The sequence below is a fragment of the Streptosporangium longisporum genome (genome assembly GCF_039534895.1).
Lineage (GTDB): Bacteria > Actinomycetota > Actinomycetes > Streptosporangiales > Streptosporangiaceae > Streptosporangium > Streptosporangium longisporum.
This window is the reverse complement of the sequence record NZ_BAAAWD010000006.1, coordinates 710,241-725,841: the sequence shown is the minus strand read 5'-3', so window position 1 is coordinate 725,841 and position 15,601 is coordinate 710,241. Positions and strand designations below refer to the sequence as shown.

General features: G+C 73.1%; 12 protein-coding genes. 3 read left to right on the top strand and 9 right to left on the bottom strand.

Going from position 1 to position 15,601, the window contains the following annotated elements; translation table 11 throughout:
• Positions 1-160 precede the first annotated feature (160 nt).
• From ABD832_RS07230 to ABD832_RS07220, 3 genes are all read left to right on the top strand, one after another.
• Positions 161-1,576, top strand: a complete 1,416-nt coding sequence (locus ABD832_RS07230; protein ID WP_344890165.1) for a hypothetical protein — start codon at positions 161-163, stop codon at positions 1,574-1,576.
• An 11-nt stretch (positions 1,577-1,587) separates the two neighbouring features.
• On the top strand, positions 1,588-2,454 hold the full coding sequence (locus tag ABD832_RS07225; protein ID WP_344890162.1) for a class F sortase: 867 nt from the start codon (positions 1,588-1,590) through the stop codon (positions 2,452-2,454).
• Between the two features lie 1,146 nt (positions 2,455-3,600).
• The gene (locus ABD832_RS07220; protein ID WP_344890159.1) at positions 3,601-4,821 is read left to right on the top strand and encodes a glycerophosphodiester phosphodiesterase family protein; all 1,221 of its coding nucleotides are present in this window, start codon (positions 3,601-3,603) and stop codon (positions 4,819-4,821) included.
• Between the two features lie 32 nt (positions 4,822-4,853).
• On the opposite strand, the gene ABD832_RS07215 is transcribed toward ABD832_RS07220, so the two are convergent.
• The 9 genes from ABD832_RS07215 to ABD832_RS07175 form a co-directional block, all read right to left on the bottom strand.
• A complete protein-coding gene (locus ABD832_RS07215) occupies positions 4,854-6,044 on the bottom strand; it encodes a PQQ-dependent sugar dehydrogenase (protein ID WP_344890156.1) in 1,191 nt (396 codons plus the stop codon).
• A gap of 141 nt (positions 6,045-6,185) precedes the next feature.
• Positions 6,186-7,184 carry a sugar-binding transcriptional regulator gene (locus tag ABD832_RS07210; protein ID WP_344890153.1) on the bottom strand — a complete coding sequence of 333 codons (999 nt, stop codon included), beginning with the start codon at positions 7,182-7,184 and terminating at the stop codon, positions 6,186-6,188.
• Positions 7,185-7,333: 149 nt separating this feature from the next.
• Positions 7,334-8,368 (bottom strand): D-ribose ABC transporter substrate-binding protein, encoded by a 1,035-nt coding sequence (locus tag ABD832_RS07205; RefSeq protein ID WP_344890150.1) that lies wholly within the window; start codon positions 8,366-8,368, stop codon positions 7,334-7,336.
• 174 nt (positions 8,369-8,542) lie between these two features.
• Entirely contained in the window at positions 8,543-9,655 is a 1,113-nt protein-coding gene (locus tag ABD832_RS07200) for an ABC transporter permease (protein ID WP_344890147.1), read from the bottom strand.
• Complete coding sequence (locus ABD832_RS07195; protein WP_344890144.1) at positions 9,652-11,199, bottom strand: sugar ABC transporter ATP-binding protein; 1,548 nt, start codon at positions 11,197-11,199, stop codon at positions 9,652-9,654. The genes ABD832_RS07200 and ABD832_RS07195 overlap by 4 nt, the downstream gene beginning before the upstream one ends.
• Positions 11,196-11,870 carry a DUF2291 family protein gene (locus tag ABD832_RS07190; RefSeq protein WP_344890141.1) on the bottom strand — a complete coding sequence of 225 codons (675 nt, stop codon included), beginning with the start codon at positions 11,868-11,870 and terminating at the stop codon, positions 11,196-11,198. The genes ABD832_RS07195 and ABD832_RS07190 overlap by 4 nt, the downstream gene beginning before the upstream one ends.
• Complete coding sequence (locus ABD832_RS07185) at positions 11,867-13,585, bottom strand: FGGY family carbohydrate kinase (RefSeq protein WP_344890139.1); 1,719 nt, start codon at positions 13,583-13,585, stop codon at positions 11,867-11,869. The genes ABD832_RS07190 and ABD832_RS07185 overlap by 4 nt, the downstream gene beginning before the upstream one ends.
• Entirely contained in the window at positions 13,578-14,531 is a 954-nt protein-coding gene (locus ABD832_RS07180) for a transketolase family protein (RefSeq protein WP_344890136.1), read from the bottom strand. Before ABD832_RS07180 ends, ABD832_RS07185 begins: the two co-directional genes overlap by 8 nt.
• On the bottom strand, positions 14,528-15,415 hold the full coding sequence (locus ABD832_RS07175; RefSeq protein ID WP_344890133.1) for a transketolase: 888 nt from the start codon (positions 15,413-15,415) through the stop codon (positions 14,528-14,530). The genes ABD832_RS07180 and ABD832_RS07175 overlap by 4 nt, the downstream gene beginning before the upstream one ends.
• Between the last annotated feature and the right edge of the window lie 186 nt (positions 15,416-15,601).

The window sequence follows — 15,601 nt, the reverse complement described above, 5'->3', positions numbered from 1 at the left end:
AAGTGCGCCACGGTATACGCCCGTACCCATCATCTCGCTGCGGCGAAGACGGGTAAAACCGTACGATCTACCCTCGGTGTGCCATGGGTATGCCCGTTCAGGGCGGCCTTCGTGATCGGAGTGTGTGGTGGTTCGGTGGCGATCTCGGCTCCCTAGGACCGTGGCGGTCTCGGCCCTGTTCCTTTTCGGCGGCGCGCTGGTCGCGCTGCCCTCGGGCGCGGCCGGTGCCAGCAACGCCGAACTCGTGGTCGACTACGCCTGCACGGGCGGCATCGCCCTGAACGGCGGCACGGTGAACCTCCGCACCAAGGTGTCGATCCCCACGACGCTCACGGTCGGCGAACCGCTCAGCATCGGCTGGGACCTCAACTACAAGAACGGTAACCCGACCCGGTTCGGCTCGCCCGACTACTTCGAGGCCGGGGCCAAGACCCTGGTCACCGGGAACGTGCAGATCTCCGGGAGCTGGGTCGGTGTCCTGCAGCCGAAGGGCTCCGCCGACCAGCCCGGCAAGCTCCAGCCCGGACAGATCCTGAAGCTTCCCGAGGGGATCTCCGACTCCGCCCACACCGCCGAGGCCGGCAAGATCAAGGTCACCCCCCGGAAGCTGTTCGTGGACTTCATCCCCCCGGCCGGTGAGGTCATGGTCAACGACGACGACCCCCGGGTGAGCTACCACGCGGCGGGCGACTGGCAGGACCTGAACGACCAGGCGCCGACCATCGGCGACCACGGCCGCGACCTTCACCGCACGGACATCGTGAACTCGTGGACCTCCTTCACGTTCACCGGCACCGGGATCGAGTACGTCGCCCGGCGCAGCAACACGGCGGGCAAGGTCGGGTTCAGGATCGACAACCAGGACGCCACGCCGTCCTTCGTCGACGCCTCGAAGAACGCCGACGGCACGCCGACGAACGCCGCGCACCAGGGCGGGGTGACGCTGTGGAAGTTCAACGGCCTCAAGTACGGCAAGCACACCATCGAGGTGAAGAACCTGGAGAACGGCAAGTGGGCACAGCTCGACGCGTTCCGGGTGATCACCAGGGAGCTGCAGAACCCGCCTGAGGACTACCGGGCCACCTGCACGCTCCTCAGCACGCCGGTCTCGGTGGACGTCACCATCTCCGAGGCGGGGGCGAGCCCCTCGGGCAGCGTCTCCCCCTCCACCAGCGTCTCCCCTTCCACGAGCGTCTCCCCCTCGGGCAGCGTCTCCCCCTCGGGCAGCGTCTCCCCCTCGGGCAGCGTCTCGCCCTCGGCCAGTACCTCCGTCTCCCCCTCCCCGTCGGGGAGCCAGAGCAGCGGCCCGTCGGCCGCGCCGAACGGGGGCACCTCGTCGCCCAGGCCGACCCTGACCGTGACCGCCACCGTCATCCCGACCAGGACCGCGCCGACCACGCCCCAGGTGGTCATCACGCCGAGCGGCGGGGCTCAGACCGGTGAGGCGCCGGGCGGAGGCTCCCCCGGACTGGGGCTGCTGGGCGCGGGGACGGCGATGGTGGCCGGGAGCGCGTTCGGCGGCGTGGCTCTGATGAGGCGGCGAGCGGCACACGCGCGAGGCCAGAGGGACGGCTGAAGGAGGCCCGGATGTACCAAGGACCGACCGGCCCCGACCAGTACCACGGCGGCCCCGACCCCTACCACGGTGGTGGCCCCGCGCCCAGGCGCAAGGGGAACCTGCTGATGGGCGGGCTCCTGGTGGCCGGCTCCCTCGGCGGAGTGGCCGCGATCATGGCCGGGCTGCTCACCTACCTGTCCCCGGTGGAGCAGGACGAGCCGTACGGGCCGCCCGTGCCGCAGGCGGCGGGCAGCACCCTGGGACCGCAGGACGTCCCTGGAGGAGAGCAGCCGGTCACCGACCAGCAGCCTCCCGGCGTGACGCTGCCGTCCTCGGTGGGACCGGGCGGGCTCGACGTCCCGCTGACGGCGGCCGCTCCCACGGCGGCCCCGCCGCCGCCCGTGGTCCAGCCTCCGGAGCCGCTGAAGAGCGACGGGGTGAAGCCCCGCCGCCTGGCCATCCCGAGGATCGGGGTGATGGCCCCGCTGATGGCGCTCGGCGTCGACTCCAAGCGGGAGATCCAGACACCCCCGCTGAGCCGGCCCAACCAGGCCGGTTGGTACAGGCACGGCCCGATCCCCGGACAGCAGGGCCCCTCGGTCGTGCTGGGACACGTGAACACCAAGCGCGGGGCCGCGGTCTTCAGCCGCCTCAAGGAGGTCAAGCGCGGGGACAAGATCAAGGTCTCCCGGACGGACGGGACCGTCGTGGAGTTCACGGTCGACGGCGTGGAGCAGGTCAGCAAGAAGGCGTTCCCGTCGAAGCGGGTCTACGGCAACACCGGTGAGGCGACGCTGAGGCTCGTCACCTGCGGCGGCGTCTACAACGCCAGGACCGGCCACTACACCGACAACATCATCGTCTACGCGACCCTGTCGAAGACCCGCCGCGCCTGAGCGTCGCCCGCTCCGCGGACGGGCAGCACCGCTCGCTCCGCGGACGGGCCGCCGGAGAGGCGCACGGGCCGTGTACCGCTTCCCGGAGGATCCACCGGGGAGCGCTCGCGTCGTGGACCGCGGGCCCGGCCGGGTCACCGGAGGAGCACTCGCGCCGTGGATCGTCCCGGCGCGCCCGGCGCGTTCGTTAGCCGTCCGTGCGATCCGGGTAGAAGCCGTTTGTACCAGGTGAGCCCCCCGACCGATCACAAGACGGGGGTGTGCCCAGGTGAGCGTCATGCGGGCCGGTGTCGTGGCCGTAATCATCGGTGTGGCGGCCGTCGGCGGTGTCCAGCACTCGAAACAACCGCATGACCGGTCCTCCGGCTGGATCGCCAAGCGGCCGGCGAAACCGGCGATGAAGCGCGCCGGGGCCTGGACGGTCAGACGGCCGGACGCCGACACCGGACGGCACGACCGGCGCACCTCCGAGCGCTCCTTCGGCCGGGCCTTGGAACGGGCCTTCGGGCGGAAGAAGCCGGGCACCGGACGCGGGTGGGCGGAGCGGCGATCGGGCCGGTCGGAACCGGGACGGTACGGGGGCCGGGAGGCCGGTGACTGGGGAGCCGGCTCCGGACGGTACGCGGAGCGCGACCGCTCCCGGGACCCGGGGTACGGTCGCGGGCCAGGCCAGGACGGGTCCGGGTGGCGCGGCGCCGATGCCGGGCGCGACGGGCGGTGGGGGTCCGGGCGCTCCCCGGGCCCCGGGTCCGGCTCCTCGCGGGACCGCGGGTTCGGCCGCTACGGGGACCGCGGGCTCGGACGTTCGCAGGACCGCGGGTTCGGTCGTTACGGGGACCGCGGGTTCGGGCGTTCGCAGGGCCCGGCGTACGGGCGGCACGACGAGCGCGCGTTCGGACGGCGCGGGTCGGAGGTCCGGCGCGGAGGGGAGGCCCGGCGCGGAGGGAAGCGGTGGTCGGGACGCCAGCCGCGGGCGTACCACCGTCACCGGCACGGGAGGGCCGACCGCTCCCGCCACACCGGTAGGTAGATTACGCCCCATTTCATCCGCTGCTTGCTTGTGCTGGGCATTCGCGCATCCGGTCCGGGTATAGAGGCTTATGCCAATGTGTCCCCCCGCTGAGCCGGAGCGAGGGGTGTACACGGGTGAGCAAGACGCGGGCCGGTGTTCTGGCCGTACTGATAGGAATGGCCGCGATCGGGGCTCTCCACCACGCGGAGACGACGGGAACGCGCGCGGGAGGCCAGGCGGCCGAACGTCCCGGTCATCAGGCGGGACGGTCCGCGACGTCCACCACCGGGCGGGCCGCGGGCGCGAGGACCGGACGGCGCGGGAACCCGGCCTCCGGCAGGCGCGCGGACCGCGAGGTCACGCCGATCGTCATCGCGCATCGCGGCGCCAGCGCCTTCCGGCCGGAGCACACGCTGCTGTCGTACCGGGTCGCCATCTCCATGGGCGCCGACTTCATCGAGCCCGACCTCGTCTCGACCAAGGACCACGTGCTGGTCGCCCGGCACGAGAACGAGCTCTCGGCGACCACGGACGTGGAGAAACACCCCGAGTTCGCCTCCCGCAGGACGACCAAGCTCGTCAACGGCGCCCGGCGCACGGGCTGGTTCACCGAGGACTTCACCCTGGCCGAGCTGCGCACGCTCCGCGCCAGGGAACGCTACGCCCGGCAGCGGCAGGACAACACCGCCTACGACGGCAAGGCCCGCATCCCCACGCTCGACGAGATCGTCCTGCTCGCGCAGAAGCACGGGGTGGGCGTGTACGCCGAGACCAAGTTCCCCACCTACTTCGCCTCGATCGGCCTGCCGCTGGAGAAACCGCTGCTGGAGACGTTCAAGCGGTACGGCTGGGAGGACGAGAACGACCCGGTGTTCATCCAGTCCTTCGAGCCCGGCAACCTCGGGCGGCTGCGTCCCCTCACCCGGATACGGCTCATCCAGTTCGTCGCCGCGACCGGGGCGCCGTACGACCTGGTGCGCGCCGGTGACCCGCGCACCTACGACGACATGGTGACGCCGAAGGGCCTGGCGAGGATCGCCGAGTACGCCGACGGCATCGGCGTGGTCACCAAGCGGATCGGGCCCGGGGAGACCGGAGGCATCGACGGCAGGCGGATCTCACCGGCCGCGCTCGTCGGGAACGCCCACCGCGAGGGCCTCCTGGTGCACGCCACCACGGTCCGCAGGCTCGACGCGCGGCTGCGGGCCGAGCGCCGCGGGCGCGACACCGACCGCGTCACCGAGCAGGTCAGGACATGGCTGAGGCACCTGTACCGGCTGAAGGTGGACGGCGTCATCGCCGACGACCCGGGCCTGGCACGCGCGGTACGGGAGAGCCTGCGCCACGGGGACTGAGGAACGGGCACCCCGGGGAGCGGGATCGCGCGTCACCCGGTGCCGGGACTCGCGGGGTAGCGCAGGATGCGGTCGTCGCCGTCGCGTACGTCACCGCGCCCGTCGGTGTTGGACGTGGTCAGCCAGAGCGCGCCGTCCGGTGCCACGGCGACCGTGCGCAGGCGGCCGTACCGCCCGGACAGCTCGGCCCTGGGCTCGCCGGCCCGGCCGTCGCGCAGCGGCACCGTCCAGAGCCGTTCCCCGCGCAGCGCGGCCACGTACAGCGTGTCCCCGGCGATGGCGGCACCGGACGGCGACGCCTCGCCGGTGGGCCAGGTCACCAGCGGGTCGGTGAACCGTCCCCCGGCGGTGTCGCCCTTGCCCTCCACCTCCGGCCAGCCGTAGTTGCGGCCGGGCTCGATCAGGTTGACCTCGTCCAGCGCGTTCTGCCCGAACTCCAGGGCGAACAGCCGTCCCCGCGCGTCCCACGCCAGCCCCTGGACGTTGCGGTGCCCGAGGCTGTAGACGGCCGAGCCCGCCCGCGGGTTGCCGGGGGCGGGCTCGCCCTCCGGGGTCAGCCGCAGGATCTTCCCGTTCGGGCTGTCCGGGTCCTGCGAGGCGCCGCGCACCCCCGCGTCCCCGGTCCCGGCGTACAGCATGCCGTCCGGGCCGAACGCGATGCGGCCGCCGTTGTGGATGCCCGCCTTGGCGATGCCCTCGAACACCGTCTCGGGCGTGGCGTCGTCGAGGCGGAAGCGCACGATCCGGTTGTCGGACGCGGCGGTGAGGTAGGCGTACACGTACCGGTCCTCGTCATAGCCGGGCGAGACGGCGAGCCCGAGCAGGCCGCCCTCCCCGCCCGGGGTCACGCCGGGCACCCGGTACACCTCGCGCGGCTGCCCGCCACCGGCCGGGACCCGGAGGATCCGGCCGCTGTCGCGCTCGGCCACCAGCGCGTCGCCGCCCGGCAGGAAGGCCAGCCCCCAGGGGGTCCGGATCCCGGTCGCCACCTCCCGGCCCGCACCCAGATCCGGTGTCCCGGTCCCGCCCGGCGCGGGGGAGGCCGAAGGGCTCCGCTCGGCGGCGGGCGTCCCGGTGACGGGCGCGCTCGCGCTCCCGGTGGTCGCGACCGGTGTGGCGGCGGCTCCGGAAGCGGTTCCCGGGGTGGCCGGGTCGCCCGCACAGGCGGCCAGCAGGACCGCCAGCCCGGCGGCGGCCGCGATCCGGCTCGCGTTCTTCCTCATGCTCACCCCTCCTGAAACCGGACGTCCCGGCCGGATGATCCGGAACCGGTCGACCCTTCGTACCCCATGCTGGTCCATGCTCGCGCCCTGACGTGTCCCGCGCGGCCGGACACCGCCGCGCGGAGTGCCCGCGGCCGGGGGTCAGGCCGGTTCGGCGAGCAGGCGTTCGGCCACGTCCAGGTCGGTGATCAGCACGTTGATCCACCCGCCCCGCAGGGCCGCCTTGATCGCGGAGTACTTCCGCTCGCCCCCGGCGACGGCGACCCGGCGCTCCACGGCACGGAAGGTCTCGACGTCTATCCCGACGACCCGCCGGTCGAAGGCCGAGTCGACCACGTCGCCCTGGGCGTCGAAGAAGTGCAGGCACACGTCGCCGACGGCGCCCAGCGAGCGGAGCTCCTCCTGGTCGGCGTGGCCGACGGCGTTGCCGCTCCGCAGCAGGAGCGGGGAGGGCTCCAGGCTGCCGATGCCGACCAGGACGACGGTCAGCTCCCGCCACTGCGCCATCACCTCGACGACCGCCGCGTCCTGCAGCAGCGCGTCGCGGACCATCGGCGTGCCGACGACGCCCGCCGAGGGGACGAACACCGGCCGGGCGCGGGTGACTCCGGCCAGACGGCTGATCAGCCGCGTGGCGTGCACCTGGGCCTCGGGGCTGCCGACCCCCCCGACGACCTGCATGACGCGGTCGGCGACCTGGGTGTTCCTGGGGTGCATGCGCTCGACGGCGGCCAGCAGGGTCTCGCTCCAGGAGGAGATGCCGATGACGTCGCCGCCCGTGAAGGTGGTGTCGAAGTAGGCCGCGGCGGCCGAGCCCAGCGCCGGGATCACGTCGCCCTGGGCGCCGCCGGTGTCGACCACCACCGCGTCCCGCAGCCCGTAGCGCCGCTGGAGCTCCTCCTCCAGCTCGGTGTGCACCCCGTCGGGGAGCACCACGACGGTACGGACGATGCCCCGGGTGATGGCCTCCTTGAGCAGGCGGGAGACGCGCGGCTGCGAGATGCTCAGCGCCGCGGCGATCTCGGGTTGCCGCATGCCCTGCTCGTGGTACATCCGCGCCACCCGCGCCAGCAGGCGCAGGTGGTCGACGGCCACGGCACGGCCGGAACGGTGGACCCGCCCCAGCTCGGGGACGACCATGCACCGCCTCCTCATCAGATCGTCGGACCGGCTCCGCGATCGGCCACTCAGCGTACCGGCCCGGGTTTCCTCATGCCCGATGAGCCCGGACATGGGAGCCGTGACCGGAACCTCCGGCCGGGTCGGCGGCCGGAGGTCCCGGTGGGCGGTCACTTCCTGCCGAAGACCCCGAACTCGTCGGCGTTCTCCTTGGTGACCAGCTCGCAGTCGATGGACTGCTTCTCCTCCGCGCCGGTGGAGCCCGTCTTGATCAGCTTGTCGGCCTGCTCCACGGCGCTCTCGGCGGCCAGCGCGGCCGGCTGGAGGGCGGTGGCGTGCATCTGGCCCGCCTTGACGGCGGCGATGGCGTCCGGGCTGCCGTCGAAACCGACCACCACCACCTTGTCGATCATCCCGGCGGCCTTGAGCGCCGCCACCGCGCCGAGGGCCATCGTGTCGTTGCCCGCGATGACGCCCTGGATGTCGCGGTTCTTCTGGATGATGGTCTCCATCTTGCTGAACGCCTCCTGCTGGTCCCAGTTGGCGCTCTCCTTGGCCACGGACTTCAGGTCCGGGTACTGGGAGATCACGTCGGCGTACCCCTTGGAGCGCACGCTGGCGTTGGTGTCGGACTCCTTGCCGACCAGCTCGACGTAGTTGCCCTTCTCCTTCATGGCCTCCACGAACGACTGGGCGGCCAGCTGGGCGCCCTGGGAGTTGTTGGAGACGATCTGGGCCTTGGCCACACCGGTCGCGTTGATCTCCCGGTCGATCAGGAAGACCGGGATGCCGCTCTGCGTGGCCTTCTTGACCGGGCCGATGGACGCGTCGGCACCGGCGTTGTCCAGGATGATGGCCCTGGCCTTCCGGGAGATGGCGGCGTCGACGAGCTCGCTCTGCTTGTTGGGGTCGTCGTCGTGCGAGGCGACCGACGTCTGGTAGCCGAGCTGCTCCGCCTTGACCTTGGCCGCGTCGGCCTCGGCCTTGAAGAAGGGGTTGTCCGGGGACGGGGTGATGATGGCGATCAGCCCGCCCGCCTCGCCGCCGCCGGACGGGCCGGCCGCCTGGCTGGTCTGCGCGGTGGGCGCGCTCTGCGCCGAGGTCTCGGCGCCCCCGCACGCCGCCAGCAGCGAGGTGCCGGCGAGCAGCGAGAGCGCGAGGCCGAGGCCCCGCCTGCGGATGGAACCAACGATGGGAACGGACATCTCCGGCCTCCGGAAAGTGGTGAACGGTGGGTGGACGAGCGGGTGAGGGGTGGCCGCCACGGGGCGGTCGTCTGGTCGTTCTCCCGCGAGGGGCCGGCGGATCCGGCCGGCTCGGCGGAGCGGCGTCGGCCCGGTGCGGCCCGGTGCCCGACACGGGTCGCGGGGGTAGCGGGGTCAGTCGGGTCGTTTGCTGGCCACCACCGCCGAGACCGCGGCGCCGCGCCGCTGGAACCGCTGCTGGCCCTGGTCCAGCATCACCGCGAGGATGATCACGGCCCCCTTGATGAGGATCTGCCAGAACGTCGACACGCCCAGGATCACCAGGCCGTCGGCGAGGAAGCCGATCACGAAGGCACCGACGAGGGTTCCCCGCACGGTGCCGCGTCCCCCGCTCAGCGCGGCGCCGCCGATGACCACCGCGGCGATCGCGTTGAGCTCGTACGTCTCACCGGCCTGCGGCGCGGCCGAGGTGAGCTCCGAGGCGATGATCAGGCCCGCGATCGCGGCGCAGGCGCCGGAGATCACGTAGACGGCCGTCTTGACCCGGTTGATCGGGACGCCGGATAGCTCGGCGGCCCGCTCGTTGCCGCCCGTGGCGTACAGCCAGCGCCCGAACGGGGTCTTGACGAGCACCAGCGTCACGACGACGGCGAGGATGATCATGATCCAGATCGACGTGGGCAGGCCGAGCGGCCGCCCGCTGCCGAGGAGGTCGAAACCGGTGTTGCCGAGCTGGGGGGAACCGGCGAGGTTGGGGTAGGTCGTGCCGCCGGAGATCAGCAGGGCGAGTCCCCGCGCCACGTACAGCATGCCGAGCGTGGCGATGAACGGTGCCACCTTGAAGCGGGTGACCAGGACGCCGTTCACCAGGCCGACGAGCATGCCGACCGCGATGCAGAGCGCGATCACCCCCCACACCGGCGGGTAGGCGATGACGTCGACGAACCCGAGGGGCAGTCCCTGGAGCAGCTCACCGGCGACGACGCCGGAGAGCCCGACGATCGAGCCGACCGACAGGTCGATCCCGCCCTTGAGGATGACCAGCAGCATGCCGAGCGCGATCACCGCGTTGATCGCGACGTGCTTGGTCATCGTGATGAGGTTCGGCACGGTGAGGAACGACTCCGACAGCAGGCCGAAGACCACGATCAGGACCGCGAGCGCGATGAACGCCCGCAGCTCGAACAGGGCGTTCAGCAGGGACAGACGGCGGGCCTCGGCCGCGACCTTCTCCGGCGGGGCGTCGCCCGGGGCCGGTGGGGCAGGGGTGGTTCTCTGCGAGGTCACGTCGCGTCCTCCTCGGCCGCGTCGATGGCGGCACCGTCCGACACACTCATCAGTTCCTCCCGGGTGATCTCGCCGCGCCGGAACTCACCGGCGACGACCCCGCGGGCGAGCACCAGCAGCCGGTCGGGGATGTGCAGGGCCTCCTCGGCGTCCGAGGTGGTGAACAGGACGGCCAGGCCACGCCTGGCCTGGACCGCCATGAGCTCGAAGATGTCCGCCTTGGCGCCGACGTCGACGCCGCGCGAGGGCTCGTCCAGCAGCAGCACCCGTGGGCCGGTCAGCAGCGCCTTGCCGATGACCACCTTCTGCTGGTTGCCGCCGCTCAGTGAGCCGATGGGCGCCCCGGCGCCGTCCGTCTTGACGGTGACGTCGGAGATCATGCGGTTCACCGCGTCCCGCTCGCGGTCGGCCGAGACGAACAGCCGCCGGACGAACCGGCCCAGCCCGGCCAGGGAGAGGTTCTGCCCCACCGACATCGTCTGGACCAGGCCGTCGCGCTGGCGGTCCTCGGGGACCAGGACCATGCCCCGGTCGATGCGGTCGCGGATGCCCGCGTCCTGCAGCGCGCCGCCGGAGAGCAGCACCTCCCCCGACTGCGCGGGGATCCGTCCGGCGAGCGCCTCCAGCAGCTCGGTACGGCCCGAGCCCATCAGGCCGTAGACGCCCACGATCTCGCCCTCGCGGACGCTCAGCGAGAGGGAGTCGATCGCCAGGCGGTCGGGGTTGGCCGGGTCGGCCACCGTGAGCCCGCGCAGCGTCAGCAACTCCTCGCCGATGACCGGGGTGCGGTGCGGGAACAGGGCGTCCTGGTCGCGGCCGACCATCTGCTCCACGATCCACCGGATGTCGACGGCACCGGCGTCGGCGGTGGCGACCCGCCGCCCGTCGCGCAGCACCACCACGTCGTCGGCGATCTCCAGGGCCTCGTCCAGGTGGTGGGAGATGTAGACCACCGCGACCCCGTTCGCGGTCAGCTCCCGGATCACCCGGAACAGGACCTCGACCTCCGGCGCGGTGAGCGCCGAGGTGGGCTCGTCCATGATCAGTACCCGGGCCTCCTGGAGGAGCGCCCGCGCGATCTCCACGACCTGCTGCTGGCCCAGCCTCAGGTCGCCGACCGGCCGGTCGGGGTCCAGGTCCTCCTCCAGGCTGCGCAGGATCGCCACGGTGGTGGCCCGCTGGGAGGCGCGGTCGATCGTGCCGAACCCGCCGTGGATCTCGCGGGCCAGGAAGAGGTTGTCCTGGATGCTCAGGTTGGGGCAGAGGTTGAGCTCCTGGTGGATGATCGAGATGCCCTGATCGGCGGCGTCCCGGGGGGAGAGCAGCTCGACGGGCCGCCCGTCCATCTCGACGTGGCCGGTGGTCGGGTACTCGATCCCCGAGAGGATCTTCATCAGGGTGGACTTGCCGGCCCCGTTCTCGCCGAACAGCGCGGTCACCCGGCCGGAGGCGACCTCGAAGTCGACGCCCTTGAGCGCGTGCGTGCCGCCGTAGACCTTGGTGACGTCGCGGGCGCGCAGGATCGGGGTGGCCGAGGTCGTCACGACGCCTCCTCGATCGAGATCGGGGTGATGGTCACCACGGAGGGGCTGAGCAGGCTGAAGGCGCCGACGAAGGTGATCTGCTTGCCGGCCAGGTCCGGCGCGTCCAGGGTGGTGAGCAGCTTCCGGCGCATCTGGTTGTTCAGCGCGGTGGCCGCGTCGGCGTACTCCACCTGGTTGAGGAACTGGCCGAAGGTGATGTACCCGGCCGCGTCCCGCAGCGCCGTGCCGTTGATGGCCGGGCCGACCTGCAGCGACACCCGGGTGCCCTCGGGCAGGTCCGGCACGGTCACCGGCATCAGCCCGGACTTCGCCGTCCCCGCCTCACCGGTGCCCTTGACCGCGAAGCTGTAGGGGCCGGTGCCCTGGCGGGTGCCGTACCGCTTTCCGGCCGCGTCCTTGTCGGCGGCCAGCGCCTTCACCAGCACGGGCAGCTCGACGGCCTTCTTCTCGATGGCGGGCACGACCTTGCTCTCGTAGTTCTGCGCGCCGAACGCGGCCGGGTCGAACCGCTTGGGACCCGAGGCCGCGGCCGACTCCGCCGAGCGGTACTGCGTGCTGAACCCGATGGCCGCGAGGAGGAGCGCGACCAGGGCGGCCGCGATCCATCTGGCCGGGATCCGCCGGTGGGGCGCGCTCCCGGCGGGTGCCTGCGCTGCGGTCGGCGTGCTCATGCGCCGCTCCTCTCGGCCAGGCTGTCGCCCGCCTCCTGGTTCGTGGGGTGAGACCCGGCCCCGTCCGGGCCGGTGTCCAAGAAGGTCTCCGGGCCGATGCCCGGGCCGAGGGTCGGGAAGGGGTCCGGGCCGAGGGCAGGGAAGGTATCCGGGCGGGGGTCCGGGGAGGCGTTGCGGTGCGCGTCCGGGCCGGTGTCGCGGGGTACGCCGGCCCGCGGGGACGCGGTCGTCCCGGTAGAGGGCAGGGACCGTCCGACCGCCCGGTGCCAGGCGGCGCGACGGGCGGCCCGGTCCGGCGCGCCGGCGGCCGGGTGGAAGTCGTCGGACGGGCGGGGGCGGGCCTCCAGGTCGGCCAGGCTCCACAGGCCGGCCACCAGCCCGGCCGCGTCGGCCGCGCCGAGCGCGGACAGGTCGTGCTCGGCCGAGCGCGAGACCGTCCGGCCGCCGATGTCGGCCTGGAGCCGCATCATCCGGTCGCTGCGGGTCAGCCCGCCGTCGGCCAGCAGCACCCGTACCGTGCCGGTGGCCCGCTCGACCGCCGCGATCACGTCCTCGACCTGGAAGGCCACGGACTCCAGGGCCGCGGCGACCAGGTGGCCGCGGCGGGCGCCCAGGGTCAGGCCGCTCAGCACCGCGGTCGCGCCGGGCTCCCACCAGGGGGCGCCCAGCCCGCCGAAGGCCGGTACCAGGTGAACGCCCAGCGACGTCTCGGCGGCCTCGTCGAGAAGGGCCGGCGTGGTGGTGCCGAACAGGCCGGCGAGCCAGCCGAGGGTCCGGCCGGTCGCCCGGATGTTGCCCTCCACCGCGAGCACCGGCCCGGTCACGTCCCAGGCGACGCTGCGGCACAGCCCCGGCACGTCCCCGCCCTCGCCGACGGCCATCACCGACGAGCCGGTCCCGTAGGTGGCCTTGACCACGCCGGGCCGCCACCCGCCGTGCGCGAACATCGCGGCGTGCGAGTCGCCCATCACGGCCAGCACGGGCACCCCGTCCGGGAGCGGCGCCAGGCCGCGGACCGCGGGGAAGGGACCGCGGGAGGGGACGATCCTCGGCAGGACCTCGCGCGGCACGCCGAACAGGTCCAGCAGCGCGGGGTCCCACCGCCGGGTCGCCAGGTTCATGAGCTGGGTACGGGAGGCGTTGCCGACCTCGATCAGGTGCTCACCGGCTCCGGCACGGTCCCCGGGGCCGCCGCCCAGGCGGTTCAGCAGCCAGGAGTCGACCGTTCCCAGGCACAGCTCGCCCGCCAGGCTGCGGCGGCGGTCCGGGTCGTGGGTGTCGAGGAGCCGGCGGGCCCTGAGCGCGGAGAACATCGGGTCCAGCGGCATCCCGCTGGACGCGCGCACCGCCGGGCCCGCGCCGGTGGCGGCGAGCGCCAGGCAGTCCGCCGCCGTGCGCTGGTCCTGCCAGCTGATCAGGGGACCGGCCGGACGGCCGGTGCGGCGCTCCCAGAGCACCAGCGACTCGCGCTGGGTGCTGAGGCCGACCCCGGTGACCCGGGGGGCGAGCGAGGGGTCGACGCAGTCCGCGACGGCCCGGCGCACGCTCTCCCAGATCTCCTCGGCCGACTGCTCCACCCAGCCCGGACGGGGCTGGCTCTCGGAGACCGGGGCCGATCCGCGCGAGACGACCTGGCCGTCGCGGGCGACGAGCAGCGCCTTGGTGGAGCCCGTTCCCTGGTCGACGGCCAGAACGAGCGGGCCGGTGCTAGCCATGTCCCAGCAGTTCGCGCACGGCGGCGGCGACACCGTCGGCGGAGAGCCCGAAGTGGTCGAGCAGGAACGAGGCGTCCCCGGTGGGGGCGAAGACCCGCGGCACACCGAGGATCCGCATCGGGCACGGGTGGCGGGCCACCACGACCGAGGCGACGGCCGCGCCCAGCCCCCCGCTGACCGTGGCCTCCTCGGCGGTGACGATGCCCCGGGTCTCGCGGGCGGCGGCCACCACGGCCTCCTCGTCCAGCGGGGACACGAAGGGCATGTTCAGCACGCGTACCGACACGCCCTCGTCCCGGAGCCGGTCGGCGGCCTCCAGAGCCCGGGAGACGAGCGAGCCGACGGCGATCACCGTGACGTCGCCGCCGTCGCGCAGCAGGACGGACCGGCCGCGTTCGAAGGGGGCGTCGCCGGGGGTCACGTCGGGCACCTTGAAGCGGGGGACGCGCAGGTAGGAGGGCCTGCCGGAGGCGGCGGCCCAGCGTACGGCCGCGCGGGTCTGCGTCGGGTCGGCCGGTACGACCACGTCCAGGCCGGCCACCGCCCGCATCCACGACAGGTCCTCGATGGAGTGGTGCGTGGGGCCGAGCTCGCCGTAGGCCATGCCGGGGCTCTGGCCGCACAGCACGACGTGCGTCTCGCTGTAGGCGACGTCGGCCTTGATCTGCTCCAGGGCGCGGCCGGTGAGGAACGGCGCCGCCGCGCAGACGAAGGGGATCTTGCCCGCGTTGGCCAGCCCCGCGGCGACGCCCACCAGGTCCTGCTCGGCGATGCCGACGTTCACCAGCCGCCGGGGGAACTCCTGGCGGAAGCCCACCAGGTTGCTCGACCCGACGGAGTCGTTGCACACCGCGACGATCCGCTCGTCGGTACGGGCGAGCGCGATCAGTTCCTCGGCGAACGCCTGGCGGGAGTCGAAGGTCGGCCGCTGGTCGGTGACCGTCATCGGACCGGCTCCAGCTCGGCGAGGGCCGCCTCGACCTGCTCGGGACTGGGCACCTTGTGGTGCCACTCCACCCGGTCCTCCATGAACGACACGCCCTTTCCCTTGACGGTGTTGGCGATGACCACGACCGGCTTCCCGCTGGTGGAACGTTCCAGGGCGCCCAGCAGCGCGAGGTGGTCGTGGCCGTCGACCTCGCGGACCTCCCAGCCGAAACTGCGCCACTTGTCGGCGAGCGGCTCCAGCGTCTTGGTCTCCTCGGTACGGGCGCCCTGCTGGAGGCGGTTGCGGTCGACCACGGCCGTCAGCGACGACAGCCCGTAGTGGGACGCGGTCATCGCCGCCTCCCAGTTGCTGCCCTCCTGGAGCTCGCCGTCGCCCAGCACCACCACGGTCCGCCAGGGCGCCCCGTCGAGCTCGGCGCCGAGCGCGCAACCGGTGGCGACCGGGAACCCGTGCCCGAGCGCCCCGGTGTTCGTCTCCACGCCGGGCACCTTGATCTTGTTGGGATGCCCGTTGAGGGCCGAGAGCGGGGCCATGAAGGTCTCCAGCTCGGCCGTCGGGAAGAAGCCGCAGTGCGCCAGGGTCGAGTACAGGGCCGCCGCGCAGTGGCCCTTGCTCAGCACGAACCGGTCGCGGCCCTCCCAGCGGGGGCGTTCGGGGTCCACCGACAGCACCCCGTAGAAGCAGGCCACCAGGATGTCGGTGACCGACAGGTCGCCGCCGACGTGACCCAGCCCGGCCCGGGAGATCATCTGGACGATGCTCCGGCGGACCTGGACGGAGACACGCTCCAGCTCGGCGACCGCGTCCCGGGGGTCTCCCGCGCGGATGCGCCCGGAGACCTCCCGGTACTCGGTGAGGCGCAGCGGATCAGCCGTCAACATGGCGCTTCCATTCCTCGGCGCGGTTCTCGACATGGTCGTCATGGTCGTCATGGTCGTCTCCGTGACGGTGGCCGGTGGCCCGCCCGCCGGGGGAGAGCCCGGGGAGGGGCTCGCGGACGGACCGGGACAGGGTCCGGGGGAAGGCTCGGGGAGAGCCCTGGGGCTTTCGCGGGAGCCCGGGGGAGG

Coding starts and splice junctions, on each gene's coding strand:
- ABD832_RS07175 (WP_344890133.1), bottom strand. CDS start 15,415: ATGTTGACGGCTGATCCGCTGCGCCTCACCGAGTACCGGGAGGTCTCC.
- ABD832_RS07190 (WP_344890141.1), bottom strand. CDS start 11,870: ATGAGCACGCCGACCGCAGCGCAGGCACCCGCCGGGAGCGCGCCCCAC.
- ABD832_RS07185 (WP_344890139.1), bottom strand. CDS start 13,585: ATGGCTAGCACCGGCCCGCTCGTTCTGGCCGTCGACCAGGGAACGGGC.
- ABD832_RS07215 (WP_344890156.1), bottom strand. CDS start 6,044: ATGAGGAAGAACGCGAGCCGGATCGCGGCCGCCGCCGGGCTGGCGGTC.
- ABD832_RS07205 (WP_344890150.1), bottom strand. CDS start 8,368: ATGTCCGTTCCCATCGTTGGTTCCATCCGCAGGCGGGGCCTCGGCCTC.
- ABD832_RS07210 (WP_344890153.1), bottom strand. CDS start 7,184: ATGGTCGTCCCCGAGCTGGGGCGGGTCCACCGTTCCGGCCGTGCCGTG.
- ABD832_RS07180 (WP_344890136.1), bottom strand. CDS start 14,531: ATGACGGTCACCGACCAGCGGCCGACCTTCGACTCCCGCCAGGCGTTC.
- ABD832_RS07225 (WP_344890162.1), top strand. CDS start 1,588: ATGTACCAAGGACCGACCGGCCCCGACCAGTACCACGGCGGCCCCGAC.